The 18,056-nt window shown below is 40.2% G+C and carries 13 protein-coding genes; 3 read left to right on the forward strand and 10 right to left on the reverse strand.

What is annotated here, in order from left to right; translation table 11 throughout:
• Position 1: 1 nt before the first annotated feature.
• The 7 genes from D0T84_RS03030 to D0T84_RS03060 all read right to left on the reverse strand — a co-directional run bounded on the left by D0T84_RS03030 (position 2) and on the right by D0T84_RS03060 (position 10,901).
• Positions 2-1,252, reverse strand: coding sequence for an efflux RND transporter periplasmic adaptor subunit (locus tag D0T84_RS03030; RefSeq protein WP_163305910.1), 1,251 nt, complete (start codon positions 1,250-1,252; stop codon positions 2-4).
• 10 nt (positions 1,253-1,262) lie between these two features.
• Positions 1,263-2,558 (reverse strand): TolC family protein, encoded by a 1,296-nt coding sequence (locus tag D0T84_RS03035; protein WP_255495143.1) that lies wholly within the window; start codon positions 2,556-2,558, stop codon positions 1,263-1,265.
• A 1,676-nt stretch (positions 2,559-4,234) separates the two neighbouring features.
• Complete coding sequence (locus D0T84_RS03040) at positions 4,235-6,994, reverse strand: DEAD/DEAH box helicase family protein (RefSeq protein ID WP_163305916.1); 2,760 nt, start codon at positions 6,992-6,994, stop codon at positions 4,235-4,237.
• 150 nt (positions 6,995-7,144) lie between these two features.
• Positions 7,145-8,059, reverse strand: a complete 915-nt coding sequence (locus D0T84_RS03045; protein WP_163305919.1) for an AAA family ATPase — start codon at positions 8,057-8,059, stop codon at positions 7,145-7,147.
• The gene (locus tag D0T84_RS03050; protein ID WP_163305921.1) at positions 8,056-8,373 is read right to left on the reverse strand and encodes a hypothetical protein; all 318 of its coding nucleotides are present in this window, start codon (positions 8,371-8,373) and stop codon (positions 8,056-8,058) included. Before D0T84_RS03050 ends, D0T84_RS03045 begins: the two co-directional genes overlap by 4 nt.
• Positions 8,374-8,375: 2 nt before the next feature.
• Positions 8,376-9,560: a hypothetical protein gene (locus D0T84_RS03055; RefSeq protein ID WP_163305923.1), complete on the reverse strand. Its 1,185-nt coding sequence runs from the start codon at positions 9,558-9,560 to the stop codon at positions 8,376-8,378.
• Positions 9,561-10,901 carry a hypothetical protein gene (locus D0T84_RS03060; protein ID WP_163305925.1) on the reverse strand — a complete coding sequence of 447 codons (1,341 nt, stop codon included), beginning with the start codon at positions 10,899-10,901 and terminating at the stop codon, positions 9,561-9,563.
• 225 nt (positions 10,902-11,126) lie between these two features.
• On the opposite strand from D0T84_RS03060, the gene D0T84_RS03065 reads away from it, so the two are divergent.
• Positions 11,127-12,455, forward strand: a complete 1,329-nt coding sequence (locus D0T84_RS03065; protein WP_255495144.1) for a KamA family radical SAM protein — start codon at positions 11,127-11,129, stop codon at positions 12,453-12,455.
• Positions 12,456-12,564: 109 nt separating this feature from the next.
• On the opposite strand, the gene D0T84_RS03070 is transcribed toward D0T84_RS03065, so the two are convergent.
• The 3 genes from D0T84_RS03070 to D0T84_RS03080 form a co-directional block, all read right to left on the reverse strand.
• A complete protein-coding gene (locus D0T84_RS03070) occupies positions 12,565-13,530 on the reverse strand; it encodes a hypothetical protein (RefSeq protein WP_163305927.1) in 966 nt (321 codons plus the stop codon).
• A 300-nt stretch (positions 13,531-13,830) separates the two neighbouring features.
• Positions 13,831-14,952, reverse strand: coding sequence for an ATP-binding protein (locus D0T84_RS03075; RefSeq protein ID WP_163305928.1), 1,122 nt, complete (start codon positions 14,950-14,952; stop codon positions 13,831-13,833).
• Between the two features lie 13 nt (positions 14,953-14,965).
• The gene (locus D0T84_RS03080) at positions 14,966-15,670 is read right to left on the reverse strand and encodes an RNA ligase family protein (protein ID WP_163305930.1); all 705 of its coding nucleotides are present in this window, start codon (positions 15,668-15,670) and stop codon (positions 14,966-14,968) included.
• A 285-nt stretch (positions 15,671-15,955) separates the two neighbouring features.
• Here D0T84_RS03080 and cbrC point away from each other — a divergent pair, with 285 nt between their 5' ends.
• Both cbrC and D0T84_RS03090 read left to right on the forward strand, forming a co-directional pair.
• Positions 15,956-16,870, forward strand: a complete 915-nt coding sequence (cbrC, locus tag D0T84_RS03085; RefSeq protein WP_221413110.1) for a PF03691 family colicin E2 tolerance protein CbrC — start codon at positions 15,956-15,958, stop codon at positions 16,868-16,870.
• A gap of 76 nt (positions 16,871-16,946) precedes the next feature.
• Positions 16,947-17,963 carry a YafY family protein gene (locus D0T84_RS03090; RefSeq protein ID WP_163305932.1) on the forward strand — a complete coding sequence of 339 codons (1,017 nt, stop codon included), beginning with the start codon at positions 16,947-16,949 and terminating at the stop codon, positions 17,961-17,963.
• Positions 17,964-18,056 lie beyond the last annotated feature (93 nt).

Genomic DNA, 18,056 nt, shown 5'->3' on the forward strand with positions numbered 1-18,056 from the left:
CTTATTTAAGTGTTAACTCTTCTACATTGTTGTATGAATCATACGATGAGGTTATAACTTTTTCTCCGGGTTCCAGCCCGCTTGTCACTTCGTAGTGAGTAGGATTTTGGCGCCCTATCGTTATACTCCTGCGTATAGCCTTGCTGCCATCGGGTGTAACTACAAAGATCCATCTGCCACCCGTAGACTGGTAAAATGTTCCGCGCGGAATAAGTACGGCTTCTGTAGGCTGCCCCAGTTGCAGGTTAATATAGTATGTCTGTCCTGTACGGATATTATCAGGACGTTCGCCTACAAAGGTAAAGTCAGTTTTGAACGATTTATCCCTTACTTCCGGATAAACTTTTCGTACTTGCAGGTTATATTTTTTGTCCTGCCTTTCAAATGTAGCGTCGAGGTCTTGTTTTACCCGGTCTATATAGTGTTCGTCTATAAGGGCTTCGATCTTGTAATCGGACAGGACGCTGATCTGCCCGATACGGTTGCCGCTGTTTATCGATTGCCCGATTTCTACCTCCAATAACCCGAGCTGCCCGTTTACCGGAGCTTTTACATCCAGATTGTCGATTCGCTGGCGTCCTAATACGAGGTTCTGGCGAATATTGTGGAGGCTTTCTTCCATTTGGGCTATCTGTATGCCTCTATACAGGGAGTCTTGCTTTTGGCGTTCCATAACGAGGTTCCTGCCATTGACCGCGAATTCATAATCTTCTTTAGCCTGTAGGTATTCTTCTTTCGAGGTTAAATTTTCGGAATAAAGCTGTTTATATTGTTCGTATTTTCTTTTTTTTCTTTCCACGTCCATGTCCAGTTGCAGCTTCTCTTTTTTCAGGTTCAGCTTCTCCTGTTCCATTGAGACCTGCGTATTACGGAGAAAGTTCTGTTTCTCGGCCAACTGTGCCTCACTGTCGAGAATGCTTAGGTTTAGCATCGGGTTTGTAAGGCGTATGATGACTTGTCCCTGATGTACCATCGAACCTTCTTCTACCAGTTTTTCGGCAACCATCCCTCCTTCTATTGCACTCAGCTGTATGGTGGTAATGGGTTGTACCTGTCCGTTGACACGGGTGTAATCGTTAAATTCCCCTTTCGATACATCCTGGATTGTCACTTTGTTTTTATCAACATTCAGTTTAGAGGCATGATTCCCGAATATCATCCAGCACATGGCAATCAGTACAACGATACCGACAGCGATATATGGGATGTGTTTCTTTTTTAAGCCTTTCTTTTTTTCTAGTATAGTATCCATATTCTTCTGATTATTCTGTTATATATGATTGGCCTTTATAATAGTTTACAAGTTTTCTCTTGAGGTAATATTTAAGCATGGCGTTCAGTTCTTCCGTTTTTGCCTGAAACAGGCGGTTGGCACTGGTATGCAGTTCGAGCGGGCTGATTAATCCTTCCTTATATTTACGCAGGTTTGCATCCTGAGCTACCGACATGGCCTCCGTTTGTTTCTTTGCCTGATAGTATTCGTCTACCTGTCCGTTCATGTCGGCTACAGCCTGTTCTATTTCGCTGTATATGGAGCGAAGGGTTTCGTCTTTTTCATTTTTGGCGATTATAACCTGCTGTTTGCTTCGCTTTACTTTTGCAGAACGGGAAAAACCATTAAAGATAGGTATGGACAGGCTAAACCCGATATAATGCCCTCTTCTGTCCTTAAACTGATTTTTGAAAGACGGGTATTCACTTCCATCCATGTAGCGGGAGAAGTTTGTCGAATATCCGGCATCGACCGAGATGGTTGGGAATAAGCTGCCTTTCGATGTTTTATAAGATAATTCTTCTGCTGCGAGAGTAGACTGTGCTACTAAAGCTTTAGGCAGAAAAACAAGGGACTGGTTGTATATTTCCAATGCCGTTTCTTCGGTCTTTACTATTAGTTTGTCGGACGTATAGTCTTCTATAGCAAGGTTTTCATCTATCGGGAAATTCATTTTTTCCTTCAACCTTATCATTTCTATTGTCAGCAGATTTTTTTGACGTGTCAGGCTATAGTTGTCGGCGGCTTCCTTGGCCTGCATTTCTGCCACATCGGGAAAGCCTTTTACTCCCAGTTCTTCCATCCGTTTTATTTGCCTCAGGTTTTCAGAACTTTCTTTCAGTTGTTGTTCGGCAAGTTTTACCGATTCTTTATAGTAGAGTACATTGAAGAAAATTTCCATTGTTTCATAGGCAATCATGTCATTGGTATCCTGCAATTGCTGCTTTCCCATCAGCTTATTCATCTTTTGCATTTTTACCCTGTTGATATTCGCCAGTCCGTCAAACAGCACTAAAGAGGTGTACAGGCTATAATTATTACTGAATGAATTTATATTGGTATATGTATTTGTTTCGGCATCGAGCCCGCGGCCAAAATTGAAATATGCATTTGTGCTCGCATTCAGTGAAGGCAGTAAATTCCCTATCGCTTCGAGATAGTTTTGTTGATAAATATTGTTTTTGGCTTCTTGTTTGTTTTTTCGAGGACTATTTTCAATTGCATATATCATGCATTCCTCCAATGTCCATTTCTTTTCTTGAGAAACAGCTTCTATTGCTAACAAAATTAAAATAAAGAGACAAATATGTTTCATAGTGCATCATGTGATTTTCTCAATATGAATCCAATATCATGCCATATTTGTTAAGCTTCTTATAATCAGGAGTTTGTTTTTAGATGGTATTAATGAAGAGTGTAAAAAAATATTACAGTAGATGATATTTTTTTACAAATTTATTGTCCCGAAGGGACTGAAGGTGGATAACCACGGGTAAAAAACCCGTGGTAGAGACTGACTGGAAAATATGCCTCCGTAGGAGGCAAATAATAAAAATAAATGCCATTCGCCTCCTGCGGAGACGGTCTCTCCCTATCCGCTTTTTCCACAGGTTTTACCTGTGGTTATCCATATTAGCTCCACTTGGTGGACTTAGAAAGTGTTTCAATTCCTTTCTTGTATCTTTTGATAGAGATTGCAATATTGTTGTTAAGTTTTGTGCCCCTAATGAGATTCGAACTCACATTCCCTCTCGGGCAGTACGGCTCTAAATACGCTTCCCTACTTATAAACTAATACTTTCGGTGCATCTGTAAAATCTACCTATAACCGCGCGCAGCCGTTACAGGGCTATCCGTACACTCTATGGTAAGATTAAATTTTTCCACAGGCTTTTCCTTTTAAGCTACAGGAGCAAATAATAAACGAGGTAACAGGCGAAAAGAGACTGTTTATCCTGCTCTACCACTGAGCTACACTCCCTGATTTTTTTATATTAGCGGAAGTGAGGGGACTCGAACCCCTGTCCCGGGCATTAAAAGTGCGAAGTAACCCTCTTCTACGACACTCGTTTTATATTTTCAAAAATAAACAAGGTAACAACTGAAAAAAGATGTTTTCTTCCTGCGCCCACCGAGGTACTCCCGTTTTTATATTCAGAAGTGAGAGTAGCGGAATCGAACCGGCACGCAGTGTGTCTTAATGCGAAGTACCTTTTCTCTACGACACTTGTTTAAGTTGTATTTCAATGATCTCTTGTTTGATGATACAAAGTAAAAGCAGGGGTGCGCAGCCTTTTTGCGTTAGGTGAAAAAATGATTAAATTTTAGCGAAATATTTTATTCGAGATTCTTTTTCGTTCATTAGAGTTTATATTCAATAAAAGAGTAAGATGCATATTTTTAGGAGTTTTAGTTGCCACGACTTTCAAGTCGTGGATAATAATACAGATAGAAAACGACTTTAGCCAAAACATTTTGGCTAAAGCCATTATCTGATTAGACTATTATCCTCCGGCTAAAGCAGGAGGCAATTAAATCACAGAGAATAAACCATATATAATCTTATTGAATATAAACTCTATTTTTAGTCTTTTTTTTGGCTATTTTTTTCATTCATATATTAAGTGTTATTTTTGTCATGTTATAGGCGATTGCCCCTGCAATACTCTTGATGAGGGATTGTTTTATCGGAGCAGCAACGAGGGGGGCTGGTAGCTAAAATAGAAAAACAAGTAAGGCAACAGGCGAAAAGAGACTTGCCTTGCGGCTACGGACGTTCTTACCCCTGAGGGCAGTGAACCGGCATTCGACATCTCAGAGAGACTTACGCTGTTTGCTTTGCCCTGTCGGATTTCAACCCCACTTCGCGGAATCGGTTGCCCGAATCTAAGCTACCTTAGGCCCGTTATCGAAGTAACCCTTCTCTACGACACTTACTTGTTATGGATACAAAGATAATGCTTATTTCCATTTATTTACCTGTTCGGAGATATTATCATCGGTAAAATTGGCCGAAAGAGCTTTTACCCGTGCTTCAAGAAGTTGTTTCCGTCCGTCTACAGTTCTGGTATAGATAAGTTCACACGGGCCTACTTGTTCCATCCATTGCCGTGAGAAATATTGAGCCATTTTCTTATTCCTGCCCAGAATTTCGGGTACGGCATGATAATCCCTTTTTATCTGTTCTGCCAGGAATTTGCTTTTACGGATGATTATATAGCGTGGGTTTTCTATTACATTCACGATTTCCTGCATCGAATCTACAAATACAGCCTGCTCGAATGTACTGCCCCCTTCAAGGTAACAATAAATAGCTCCGCTCTCGTCCGAATATCCGACAGCCCTGAGCCTTGCAGGATCAGATATCATCGTACCCTGCCTGAGCAATGCAGCAAGGAGAGCATTCCCTATTTGCTGTATATCTTTTGCTATATCCCTGTATTTGATATATAATTTAAGTGTCCGGTAAGTTTGCCTGCCACAAACAAAAAGTCCGGTAAGAGCCATCAGTATAAAGAAATAATAGAAATCCTTCGGTGTACGCAGCGCCTTAATGTTTTGTAGCAGTGATTCGATAAATTGCGAGCCGAATGCAACCAATACCAGTCCTAGATCTGCCATAAGGTACTTTATCGTATTGGTCATATATAGTTTTTTCTGCTTTGTATACTCAATACCTTTTTCGCTGTAGAATGGTATTTTAATCTCCTCTACTATCTGTACCCCTCCGGCAATGGCTTTTTCCCATTTTTCCTTTAAGGTATGCCTGCTTCCCGCTTCTTTGAGAGTAACGATATTGATACCCCTTACTATTTCTTCGGTATAGGAGTCCCTTAAAACATTAAGGCGTTGCACACCGTTTTCGATAGTGGGTTCCTCATTATTAGAGAGTCCGACAAAACTTCTGAACCGCCTCCCCATTACTTCAAGGTCTGTACCGCCATTCTCTACGGTAGGGTCTATACAGACCAGATGCCAGATGTTGCTTGTTTTCGATAGGTTGTCTTTTTGAGTACGGATGGCGCGTCCACGCATCTGATTGGATAACACAAACGAACCCACAAAGCTGGCAAGGACAAGGCTGTTGATCGCAGGTGCATCCCATCCCTCGCCCAGCAGGGATTTAGTCCCTATCAATATTTCTATTTCCCCTTCCTGAAAGAGCTGGGTAATAATTTGTACCAGTTTGTTTTTTAATGCCGCGTTCGTTTTAATAATCCTGTAGCCTTCGATATACTCGTATGTTAGCGGATCCAGTTCTGTAAACCCGAACTTTGCACATAACTCGTGAAAACGGCTGATTGCATTGATTGGGATAATGGAGATGGAACCGGTAAGCACTCCCAGCTGTTTATTATCATTGTTATTCCGTCGTAAATACTCAAATATAGGAATAACGCCGATTTTGTTTATTTCAGCGCTGATATTGTTTACCATCAGGTATTCGCTCCGTATAAAGTCGGACAGTATAACCATCCGCAATTCTGATTGTAAATGGCTGTGTTCGAAATCTACAATTTCTTTTATACTGTTAATCTTACTGTTGCTGGATACAAGCAATTTGTTTATCCGCTGATTGTAAAGCAGGTTGACTTTATTCCGTTCGAGTACTCCATACCGTCTTAATTGGTTCATCAAGCTTTCTTTCTCTTCTTCAAACCCGTTAAAGAGTCCTTTTCCCTGGAAGAGAAAGAAATTCAAAAGAATCTCTATACGTTCATATAATAGTTCCGGAATTTTTACTTTCGATAATTCTTTTTCTTCTTCAATCCCGGTCACAATTTTCAGGTGGGTAAGAGGAATTTCTATATGGTTAGCATGTAAAAAAACGATACATGATGTATATATCGGTAAATTGTCGTAAATCCAGTCAAGATAACTTTCCGGTTGGTTCCATGCAGGAATACTTGTAATCGCCTTTATAAGAACATCCGAATGGGTCAATTTCTGATAAAGGTCGTTCATGTCTTTCCTGAACTTGTTTATCTTCTGGTATTCATCTACTGTAGGCATCGAAAAGTAGATATGATCCTGATGGGGACAAAGGTCTCCTTCGATAATCAGTTCGGGAATTGATATTTCGGTATCTATGCTGCCGTTCAGGTCGAGGTACCGCCTCCATTCGGTATATGTAACATCATAGGGTGGAGTGGCGGTAAGCCCTACAACGAATGGGTCTAATTGCTCCTTAACCTTGATCAGGGTATGCCACCATTCGTTCATCAGGTGGTGCGCCTCATCTACAACAATCGTCCCTATATCAACGGATTTAAGCCCTCTGACAATAGACGCGAGATTCGACTTATTATGTGGTTTGATCGTAGTGGTTTTCTTAGGGGAATGTTCTTCTTCCGGTTCATCTTCTTCGTTTTCGGCTTGTCCGCTACAGGCAGAGTGCAGTCCCTGATAGGTAACAACGGTCATAAAAGCAGGCCTGCGTATATCTGTCGATATCCATTCCGGCACTTTATGTGTGTCAAGGAACAGTTCGCAGAAGCGCTGTATCCATTGATTGCGTATGGTAAGCGAAGGGGCAAGTATCAAAGTCGGTTTGTTTAGCCTTAAAGCGACTTCCAGCCCTAATACCGTCTTTCCCGAACCGGGAGGGGCTACTACATGCAGATGCCTGTCTTCTAAGTGGTAATCAAGTTCATCCAATACTTTTTGCTGGTATTTTCTCCAAGGGTATTTAAATTTTGTATCGGATGGAAAGGTTTTCATTGTTTAGTTTGAAATTGAGGGGTAAAGATAATATTTTTCAGGACAAAAGCATGAAAATAATATCCTTTGTCAGAGGCAGCGGCTTGTCCCTGCCTGCTTATTACATCTGTGGGCAACCACAAGGATTGCCCCTACATACATCTGATTTTTTTAAAAATTCCCATAATTTACCTGAAAGCAAGGCAGTTTTAATTTCTTACGCCACATCTCTACTACCTGATCGCGGTCGTCGAGTACAAATTCGATGTAATATTTATCCTTAATCTTGGCATCGAATATTTCTTTTTTTATAATCGAGTCCTTTCTGTAATCTTTACTTTCACGCATCCATAACTGATGGTAAGGGATGCTGTGCATTTCGAGAAAACGTAAGGTCGGTTCGCTGTACCGGTCTTCACGCCCTGAGACTAACAGTATCTGATAGCCTTCTTTTGCAAAAGCTTTCAGTGTATTGGCAACAGGTTCGTTCAGCTTATCCTGATCGCTTCTGGATGCGTCGAACGGATTGCGGTCGTCCATCAGGGCAAGCGTACCGTCAAGGTCGCAGATAATCGCCTTTGGTAGTTTGGTATTCTGCTCTAAGCGGTCTTCATGCTTTTTTATCATCGGGCGAAGAGAGAAGTCGAACGTCTTTTTCAATTCTTCCAGTTCCTTGATATAACGTTTCTGCACATTTGCAGGGATATATTTGCCTGTTTCCTTGTTTCGTTTATCGCAGCGTTCGGCCAGTTCTTTAGCATCAGCTTCGAATACTTTGAAGGAAATATCCGCCATCGTATTGAACTTGTCGATATAATGATTCAGATATTCTGCACGGCAGTGTGTAGCATCTATCAGTACATTGCACCTTTTTCTCAGCAATGCTTCTATCGACACATCGAGCATATCCGTTATCAGCCCTTCTTCGCGTGGCGATAGGTTGGAGTATGTAAAGTGCATCATGCGGAAATCGTCGCGGCACAGGCGCATCCAGTTTTCTTCGGTACGTATATGGTATTTTGCAAATGTGGATTTTCCCGATCCGGGCGCTCCGATTAAGATTAATATTTGTGGATTTTTTCTCATCGTTTTTTGTATAAATAATGATCTAACTGTTCTATAAACTTTCCAAGCTCTATGATGTTCTCTTCCGAATTATTTCCCAACGGATATAGTTCGAATGAAAAATAGTGGTCAGGACTGTGGAAATGTTCAAAATAAACTTCAATATTTTCTTTTCTGAAAGTAAAAGAAACAGTCCAACTTGTTATTTCATCTTCTGATTTTTCATCCGGTGCTATTGTAAGATCGATAGCTCCGACAACTTCCTCGTAAGTCAGATTTTTATCTTCGAAATAAAAAATATATCTGTTGTTAAACTTTTTTTGTGTATAAGTCATAATTACAATCTCATATCCAATCCGGCTTCAACCCTCTCACCCATAATACGGTCGAAAACGAGATTTTTCAGCAGATAGTTTTCTTTGTTGATGTCTTTGTACTTTACTTTCAGCAATTCCCGGTTTATCATCCAGTCGTTGATAGAACATTCCAATTTACGATCGACTTTTCGTTTCTGAAGATAGTAATCATACTGGTCGTGAAAGTTTACTCCGTAAATCATTGTCAGGTATTGATTGTTCCTTACTTTGAATGCCGGAGGCATACTCTTTATAAAAGCCTGACGTGGTTTGATCACAATGCCCTCTTCCATATTCTGCTCTAAGGTAGCAAACCATTTGTAGACTTCCTGCACTGTATGGTTAAATTCTTCATCATTGCGGATATATAAATTCAGATATTCATCGTCATTCACTTCTTTGTAACTAAGGTTGTCGTTTACAATCAGTTCGCTGCCGTCTTCATATACTCTTTTCAGGATATTGAACGGTTTGAAGTGTATCGCCCCCTTTTTCCCAAAGTGATTTATCTGTGCTTCGTAAATATCTATACTTGTCTTGTAAGTATCAAGTTCGAGCACATTAAAAGCTTCCAGCGATTCATACTGGCGGATAATATGATGAGGATACTTTTCTCTCAATTCCTTGAGAGAAAGAGTATTCTTATCTTCAATAAAGTGTATGTAAGGTTGGGAAGCCTTTACTTTTGCAATTTTTTCGTATACATCCGAATGCGCTAAATGAGTATAGTGATTCTGGTGTACATTCAGGTATCCTTCAAACTCATTTTCAATCAATCCTTTACCCAAAGCACTCCACGGCATCAGTTCCGATTGGATGATAAGCATGGCCGTATCCGTCCAGTCGATACGGCTGTGCAGTCCGCGGCAGGCTTCTACAGCAGCATCAAGGTCTATATGGTCTATTTTGTGCCCGTTGCGGCTAACGAAATAGGTTTCTTCAAGATTCTTTTTCAGGTATATATCACAATAAGAACCCATATACTTCTTTTGTACTACTATTTCCTGCACTCCATTTTTGTAGAAGTAGCGGATGCCTTCGTAGATACTTTCTATCTCGTTTCGTTCGATTGATTTTGGAGCAGGGGATATGGTTGGAGAAAAAGCGTTTACCTTATTCTCACAAAACCAGTCTATTCTATTTTTTAGTCGTTTTAAGTCTTCCATTTAATTCTCTTTTTGATAACTGTTAACTGATAACTGTTGACTGATCACACACCCTTGTGTTGGCTGAATACCATTCAGGCTGTCTCCTAATTGGAAAAATTCTACTTTGTATTGTTCCGGTTTTCCTGTATAGAGAATACAATCTTCGACCAGTTTCTCAAACTCTTGCCTTGTTAGTTCAAAGCGATGGTCATCGTGTCGAAGCGCTGTCTCCATATTGTAGAACTGATTAAATTCTACATTCGGAGTGGTAATGATCAGTTTGTTAAAGTTATAAGACAATGCTTTCTTTATCAATATATCGGCTTCCTCTCTCGGGTTGTGTTCTATTACTTCCGTTAACAGTATGTTTACCAATTGGTTGGATGTAAATTGTTCCAGTGAGTTATAGAATACAAGGTTATCCTCCTCATATCTGCGGGCGATGTTTTCGCTCAGCCGTTCAAATTGCGGGTCTTTATCGACAGCATAATACGGCGCTTTAAATTCCTTCGCCATCATCTTCTTGTAATAGGTAAATTCTCCACAACCAATATCCAGTATAGGTATATCCAGCTCTAACTGATTTGTTATAAACCAAGTACGTTGCAGGTATGTGCCTTGTAGTACGAGGTTGGCTTTCAGTCCGTTCCCTTCCAGATATTTTTCAAATACAGGTTTCAGTTCGTTAAACTGTCGTTCCGATTTGATAGCCTTCATAATGAAGAGATAGAACACGAAGTATGGCACTTCTTCGATATTAGTCAAAATACGCCCGTATTTCTGCGCCAGCTGGTCATCGATATATGTAAACATACCGTAGTCGTTGGTCACATGCGTAAATAATGACACCAAGGCCAACAGGTTGAAGGCTTCGAAAACAGATTTGGCTGTAATCGTCAGCTTAAAAATACGGTTAGTCTGTTGCTCCGCCTTTACTCCATCAAAATATTTTGATGGCAGGAACCGCCCGTTGCGGAACCAACTGGAGTCGATATAGAATGACGGTATCTCTATCGTGCAACTTTCGGTATCGGCAACACCTTGCGTAATGCCCAGCCATGTAATCTGTTTTTCTGAGAATTCATTCTTTTCCTTCAGTATATGGCCGAAAAGTTCATTGCAAATATGCAGTACAGCCAATGGTGTGCAATAACTCTGATAATCTATCTGGTTGCTTTCTTCGGGCAGATAGCTGTATTTGGTATCTTGGAAAATTACTTCATAGTAGTGCTTGCTTACTGCGTTTCCTACAATCTGCCCGTTCTTTAATGTTTTGAAATACAGTCCGTAGTCTGTGTCCGGATTCTTGAAAAGGATATCCAACAGATGATCGTTTTCACTTCTGATTTTTAAGATCATAATTTATCTTATTTCTGATTCTGATACAAAGATAAAAGAATAGGTACGCAGCTTTTTTGCGTAGCTTTGATATATTTTCCATTAAAAATAAAAAATATGTTATAGAGTTGCCCTCTATGTGTTATAATACTTTAAAACATCTGGTGTGCCTCCTTGTATATCTTGTATATCTGACACATTTTTAGTACATTGTAGAACCTATATAAATGCCCCCCAAATATAACTATGATGAATAAACAAATAACAACGTACGCGTTACATAATTACCGTACAATTCCACAGATCGCATCACTGAATGAAGAGATGCTCAAAGAGATTGAAGTAGTTGGCAGGGTTCTCCCTTTTAAAACTAACAACTATGTAGTAGATGAACTGATAGATTGGTCGGATGTAGAGAACGACCCTATTTTTACACTTAATTTCCCAAGGCGGGGAATGCTTGAAAAAAAACATTATGCAGCTATAGAAAAATTACTGGACGAGGGTGCGGACAAAGCAACAATGGATGCAAAAGTGCAACAGATACGTATGGCGCTGAACCCTAATCCGGCAGGACAGGAACACAATGTACCTTATCTTGGCGAGATCAAACTGAAAGGAATACAACATAAGTATCCCGAAACGGTATTGTTCTTTCCCAGTCAGGGTCAGACGTGCCATGCTTATTGTACTTTTTGTTTCCGGTGGCCGCAGTTTTCGGGAATGAGCGAACTCAAGTTTGCCATGAAAGAGGCTGACCTGTTGCTGACATACCTTCGGCTGCATCATGAGGTAACTGATATTCTATTCACAGGCGGAGACCCGATGGTAATGAATACATCTACGCTGGCAGCATATATCAGGCCTCTGCTGCATCCCGATTTCGCACATGTACACTCTATTCGTATCGGTACCAAGTCGCTTGCTTACTGGCCATACAGGTATCTGACAGATAAGGATAGTGATGAATTAATCAGCCTGTTTGAAGAAATCATAAAAGCAGGTAAAAACCTTTCGATACAGGCGCATTTTAACCATCCAAGGGAGTTATCGACAGATGCGGTTAAACAAGCAATCTCCAGAATAAAAGGAACAGGGGCTCAGATACGTACACAGTCTCCGCTGCTTAAACATATCAACGACAAGCCCGAAATATGGTCTGAAATGTGGCGCAAACAGGTCGATTTGGGTTGTATCCCATATTATATGTTCATCGCGCGCGATACAGGCGCGAAACATTACTTTGAACTTCCTTTAGACAGATGCTGGCAAATATTCCGCCGTGCATACCGTAAGGTCAGCGGGCTTTGCCGCACGGTACGGGGGCCTAGCATGAGCGACCATGCAGGAAAGATACAAGTGCTGGGTGTGCAGGAGATCCGAGGGGAGAAAATATTTGTACTGCGCTTTATACAAGGGCGAAACCCGAAGTGGGTAGACGTTCCTTTCTTTGCTGAGTATAATCCGAAAGCGACCTGGTTCAATCAGTTAAGGCCCGCTTTTGGGGAGGAAAGGTTCTTCTTTGAAGAAAGCAGGAAAAGACTGGAGATAACGAAGCCATTTTTGTTTGAATGATGTTTTTATTAAATATGAATGAAAAAGAGAGTTTATACAGACTCTCTTTTTTGTTTCAAATTAAGACGTAGCTGATTCTTTTCTCAAATAGCCGGATTGTAAGACTTGTTTACGATTTCAGCTTCTCTAACTGTTCGGCGCTAAGATAAATAAATTTCTGTCCTTTTACCTTAGCATCGCCTACAGCTGATTGTACTTCCCAATCAAGGAATTTTCCCCTCGAATATTCATCTATATCGGATAGGGATACCTGTATCTTATCATTACTAATTTCCGGTATAAAGACTGTCGTTTCCTCTTCCTGGATAAAGTTTTCCTGTTCTTCTACCGTTGGAGTATCCGGTAAAATTTCATCCGGTATATCTTCAATTGGCACTTCCGCCGTTTCCGGAATTAATTCCTCATAATCGGGGGTATATTCTTCTGTTTCAACAGACCTAATTTCTTCGTTTACCTCAATAATTTCGGTTTCTTCTTCCTGAGGTAATGGAACGATTGGTAACGGAATTTCTTTAACAACTTCCTGATATACAGGTGGCGTTTCAGTATCTTTATATTCATCCAGAATCTGTTCGAATATAGAGCCTATTTCATCTACTTTTTCTTTCTCCAATCTATACAGATTCTCCATTTCGGTAAGATTTGAAGATAGGTAGGGTACTTTTTTCAGTACAATTTCCCTGTTAAAGCACTCGATAGAAACATAACTTTTGTTTGGTACAGAGGTCTTAAAATCAATAAAGATATTATAGTCCCTCGTATAACGAATATTGTAACTTGTAAGTTGTTGATATTTAATGTGATGTATTACCTTTATCCCATCCTCCTGTATAAAGATAAACTCCCCGGTTTCATCATTATAACTAAAAAGATAAAACCCTACGGCACTGTCAATGATTTCTTCATCCTGAAAATTATTATATGTACTCAGTATCGAACGTAGCCTGGATGAATGGTAGTTTTCCCAGTTAAAGCGGGATGTTTGTTGTGGCTTCTGCTCATTGAGGTGTTTCAGCAAGCTTCTGACTACCGATATTACAATGAAGATAACAAAGAGTACGGTAAAAAATGACATGGTGAATCATTATAAAGGTTATATCAACAAACATACAAAAAAATAAGAAACTGTTTAAATTTTATTCGTTCAAATTTTTAGAGATGTTTTAGAGATGTTTTTTCCTTTCTTGAAACGATAATAGCGGGCTATTTACATACGCTTCGCTCCTGTGACCGTTGGTTGAGTTGAGAGAAAGGAAAAAACAGCCGAAAACAGGCTAAAAATGAACGAAGAAAAAGGTATAATAAAATATTCGTATAAAATTTAAACAGTTTCTAAGGTGAAACGGAAGTAACACCTTATTTTTCAATCAGTATATTAATAGTTTTCTACAATATATTTCACATCATGAGCTTCTACCAGTTGGGGGATCTCCAGCTTTTGCATCATCTTATCCAATACGTTTTCAGGCAGGGGAAATTCACGGTTGCGGTTCTGTGAGCGCCATTTCTCGTAAGGCTTTTCCAGATATACAATATTCACCTTGGCATCGTAGAGGGTAAATAAATCTACCAGCTGCTGTCGCATCAGGCGTGTGATATTGGTTGCGTTCCAGATAAAGTCTTGTCCCTTACGCAGGTATTCGCGCGCCTGTTCTTTTGCTGTCTGCACTACCCAGCCCGTAGCCGACCTGTCAGTCGGGCTTAGTTTATGCTTGCGGCGTATAGCGTCGAGGCTGATAACCGGAATATCTTTGTTCAGAGACTGTATATAGTGGTCTTTGCCCATTCCGGGAAGTCCGGAAAGCATTGTTACCTCACTCTTGAAATCGTCGAAAGGTACATAGCCTATGTATCCGTCTATAGAATTAAAATACTGGAACCGTGCATTCGGTGTTTCAAACTCCAGAGGTGTTCCCCAGCAACCTTCGTCTTTACAGAACATCTCAAACAGTTCCAGCGATTCCAGCAGTTGGGGCAGGTCTTCACATATACGGCCTTTAGCATCGGCTTGAGCCAATGTCTTTAGCTGCGATGTACTGATCCTTAGAGATACTTCGTGTATTTTCTTAGCCGGTTCCACCTTTTCGAGTAACCATAGAGGCAATCCGTGATAACGTACAAAAGAAGTTATCTTCTCCCTGATATGAAATGGGGTGGGAATGTCTCTGAAAAGGATCGTACGTGCCGTATATTCTCCGCGGCGGGCATGCCCGTTCGCCGAAACTTTCCCATAGCCCTCATCCTGCGATGTGGAACGCTTCTCTACATCATGCAACAAAGCACTCGTCCAGAGTATTTCCTGCTCCTGTTCTGTCAGGGCGTTATACTGCGGCGATTTGGCAAGTTCGTCCAGTACCATTTGCGTGTGTATGGCAACATTGCCTTCTCCGTGATGTGTCCTGTGTTGTGGCACATCTTTCATGTCATTTACCCACCCGAACTGCTTTTCAAGGGCATTCCAGTCTTTATCTTGTGTAAGTTTCCAAATCTTTTCCATAATTTATTCTTTTTTATCGAATGGGATAATTCCTTTCCCAAACTAATTGAGCTCGTTTCCAGTTGCGAGTCCAGTGCTCGCCTGTTTTTACATGTCCTTTTCGTACATATTTAAAAACGTTATGTGCAAAATCGGATACAGCATATTCCCCAATATTGCGGGTAACGATACCTTCCCGTGTGCAGTCCTGCCCCAATTGAGTATCCACTGAACCGAATATGCTGGGTTCTTTAGCCCATTCCAGTATCTGGTTTTTCAGACAATCTTCTGTTAATCCTTCAACATACTGAATAGCTAACTCCGGCACAGTCGGGAAATCGAACATTGCGGCGTAGAATTTCACTTCTTCCCACGAAAGCCATTTATCTGATTGACGTACAGCAAATATGTAATAATATGACTCTATCTGCTTGTATTCGATAGAGTGTACAGCATACAGGTTTTCGCCGAATAGTTCGATATCTCCCAGGTCTCGCTTAATCAATTCCCAATGTTCCCTAATCTGGGCTGTCCAGGGGGAAGTTGTTGGTGCCGCATGCGAGCGGGCAAAAACGCCATATTGATTCAGGCAATTATTTTCGCCATCCAGCTTTTCTGTATGTACGAGGGTCTTTATCTGCTGAATATCGTCCCAGTATGTATGATTGATGCGGTCGTCGCTGGTAGTTCCGGGCGAAAACGGAAAATGATAGGTACGACCATATTTTTGTGATAACATAATGTAATTGTTTTGTGAATATAGAATACAATAAACTGCAACTACAGGTTAGAACCTATAGCCGCCAACTTCCGGGAAGGCTCCCGGTATGTATCCTAAACAATTACATGACATCAATTATAAAAGAGTTTTTCGAATCTGGAAACAAAGATATAAATATTTTTTAACTAAAGCAAATATACTTGTTTGTCCTGGTTTGTGTGTGATTTTGAAATATAACGCAATTCGTTTGCGCAACTCAGATATTTTTCTCTATTTTTGATTTCCTTATAAAACAGCAAAACTATGGTTGAAAAAATAAAAGAAATAAGCAAACTTCTGTCTATTGCAATTGGAAAAAGTAATAAATTCTGGTTTGAACATATACTTCCTTCTAAAATGTCTTTGACATATTTTGAACAGGCTGATTCATTATTAGATGATGCCATAAAGGTATATCCTGATAATGCACATTTTTACCGGATGAAATCACAGCTAAAGAGCTACACGATGGATTATGCCGAATCTATAAGTCTGTTGGAAACCGCCATCAAACTGGATAATAAGCAAAAGGATAAAGATTTTCTGGTTGAATTGATGCAACATAAAGATGTTAAGAAACCGATTCAGAAAATCAGTACCGGTACAAAAAAAGTAAAGGAACGTGAATTACCTTATTTCAAATATCATCCTGATCCGATAGAAACCGGAGCATTCGAGTCTGACCAGACTGTCGAATGTGACTGTTGTGGAAAAGAGACACCAATATATTATACCGGTCCGTTTTTTAGTGTCGAAGATATAGAGGCTCTTTGCCCGTGGTGTATTTCATCAGGAAAAGCAGCTAAGAAATTCAAAGGTGATTTTCAGGATTATTCGAGTATAGAAGGTATTGCAGTAACCCCCGGAGATGCAGATACTATAAACTATACAAAAGAGGCTATTGAGGAACTCACCGAACGCACTCCCGGATATAGGGGCTGGCAACAGGAACATTGGCTTGGGCATTGCAATGACCTTTGTGCTTTTGTTGGTTATGTGGGCTGGCAGGAAATAGAGGATAAACTGCACCAGTTTGCCGATCTTGAAGGAGATTGTAACAACCTTCACATGAAAATAGAAGACTTACCAAAATATCTCCGGAATAACGGATCGTGTCAAGGCTATCTGTTTCAATGCCTGCACTGTAAGAAGTATAGATTGTATTTTGATTTTGATTAGAAGTAATAAGAGCCTGTTTAAGCTTTAGCAAAAATTTCTATTACAGGCTCTATAAAAGATTTGGGAGAAATAAATTATGCCAGTAAACAGAAATGCACTGATACGATATAAAACAATAGATACCTGCCTGCGCAACCGTTATCGCAGATGGACGCTCGAAGACCTGATTGAAGCCTGTTCGGATGCTTTGTACGAATATGAAGGTATCGATAAAGGTATCAGCAAACGCACTGTGCAGATGGATATACAGATGATGCGTAGTGAAAAGCTGGGCTACAATGCACCGATTGTTGTCTATGACAATAAGTATTATACCTATGAAGATGAGGATTATAGCATAACGAATACCCCCCTGTCGGAGCAAGACCTGAAAGTGATGTCGGAAGCAGTAGAAGTATTACGACAATTTAAAAGCTTTTCTTACTTCACTGGGATGGACGATATTGTCAGCCGCCTCGAAGACCATGTGACTTCGGCTAAACAGAAAACTGTACCCGTTATTGACTTTGAGAAGAATGAAGGACTCAAAGGACTGGATTACCTCGATGCTATTTACCATGCTATCGTCAACAAGCAATCGCTGGAAATGAAATATCGTTCGTTTAAGGCTCGTTCGGCCTCTACCTTTATTTTTTATCCTTATTTGCTGAAAGAGTACCGTAACCGCTGGTTTGTATTTGGTGTAAAAAAAGGAACGCAGATGCTTATGAATCTGGCTTTGGATAGAATTCATAGGCTGGAGATTGCAGAAAATGAACCATATCGGGATAATACAATATTCGACACAGGCACTTTCTTCGATAATGTTATCGGTGTTACAAAAACTTTGAATCAGGAAGCGGAAGTCGTTCGTTTTTGGGCAGACAGGCAAAATGCTCCTTATATAAAGACAAAACCTTTCCATAAGAGCCAAAAGGTAGTAGAAGAAAATGAAGATGGTTCGCTTGTGTTCGAAATAGAGGTTGTAATTAATCAGGAACTGCAACGGGAGATTTTCGGCTTTGCCAACAGTATCAAAGTATTATCTCCTCAATCTTTAGTCGATTTTTTTGGCTGGAAATTCCGTTTGGCTAAAGAACTGTATAACAGTTAACAGTTAACAAGGTTCTTTACTATAACCTTCATTGCTGAATCATATTATTTTATTGTTTGCGTAAAAAATACGCCAATTATTTTGCGGGTAAGA

This window comes from Dysgonomonas sp. 521 (assembly GCF_010501055.1).
Classification (GTDB): domain Bacteria; phylum Bacteroidota; class Bacteroidia; order Bacteroidales; family Dysgonomonadaceae; genus Dysgonomonas.

Excerpts from the sequence above, each read along its gene's own strand:
- D0T84_RS03080 (WP_163305930.1), bottom strand. The coding sequence starts at position 15,670 with ATGTTATCACAAAAATATGGTCGTACCTATCATTTTCCGTTTTCGCCC.
- D0T84_RS03060 (WP_163305925.1), bottom strand. The coding sequence starts at position 10,901 with ATGATCTTAAAAATCAGAAGTGAAAACGATCATCTGTTGGATATCCTT.
- D0T84_RS03065 (WP_255495144.1), top strand. The coding sequence starts at position 11,127 with ATGATGAATAAACAAATAACAACGTACGCGTTACATAATTACCGTACA.
- D0T84_RS03075 (WP_163305928.1), bottom strand. The coding sequence starts at position 14,952 with ATGGAAAAGATTTGGAAACTTACACAAGATAAAGACTGGAATGCCCTT.
- D0T84_RS03045 (WP_163305919.1), bottom strand. The coding sequence starts at position 8,059 with ATGAGAAAAAATCCACAAATATTAATCTTAATCGGAGCGCCCGGATCG.
- D0T84_RS03050 (WP_163305921.1), bottom strand. The coding sequence starts at position 8,373 with ATGACTTATACACAAAAAAAGTTTAACAACAGATATATTTTTTATTTC.
- D0T84_RS03090 (WP_163305932.1), top strand. The coding sequence starts at position 16,947 with ATGCCAGTAAACAGAAATGCACTGATACGATATAAAACAATAGATACC.
- D0T84_RS03040 (WP_163305916.1), bottom strand. The coding sequence starts at position 6,994 with ATGAAAACCTTTCCATCCGATACAAAATTTAAATACCCTTGGAGAAAA.
- D0T84_RS03030 (WP_163305910.1), bottom strand. The coding sequence starts at position 1,252 with ATGGATACTATACTAGAAAAAAAGAAAGGCTTAAAAAAGAAACACATC.
- D0T84_RS03070 (WP_163305927.1), bottom strand. The coding sequence starts at position 13,530 with ATGTCATTTTTTACCGTACTCTTTGTTATCTTCATTGTAATATCGGTA.
- cbrC (WP_221413110.1), top strand. The coding sequence starts at position 15,956 with ATGGTTGAAAAAATAAAAGAAATAAGCAAACTTCTGTCTATTGCAATT.
- D0T84_RS03055 (WP_163305923.1), bottom strand. The coding sequence starts at position 9,560 with ATGGAAGACTTAAAACGACTAAAAAATAGAATAGACTGGTTTTGTGAG.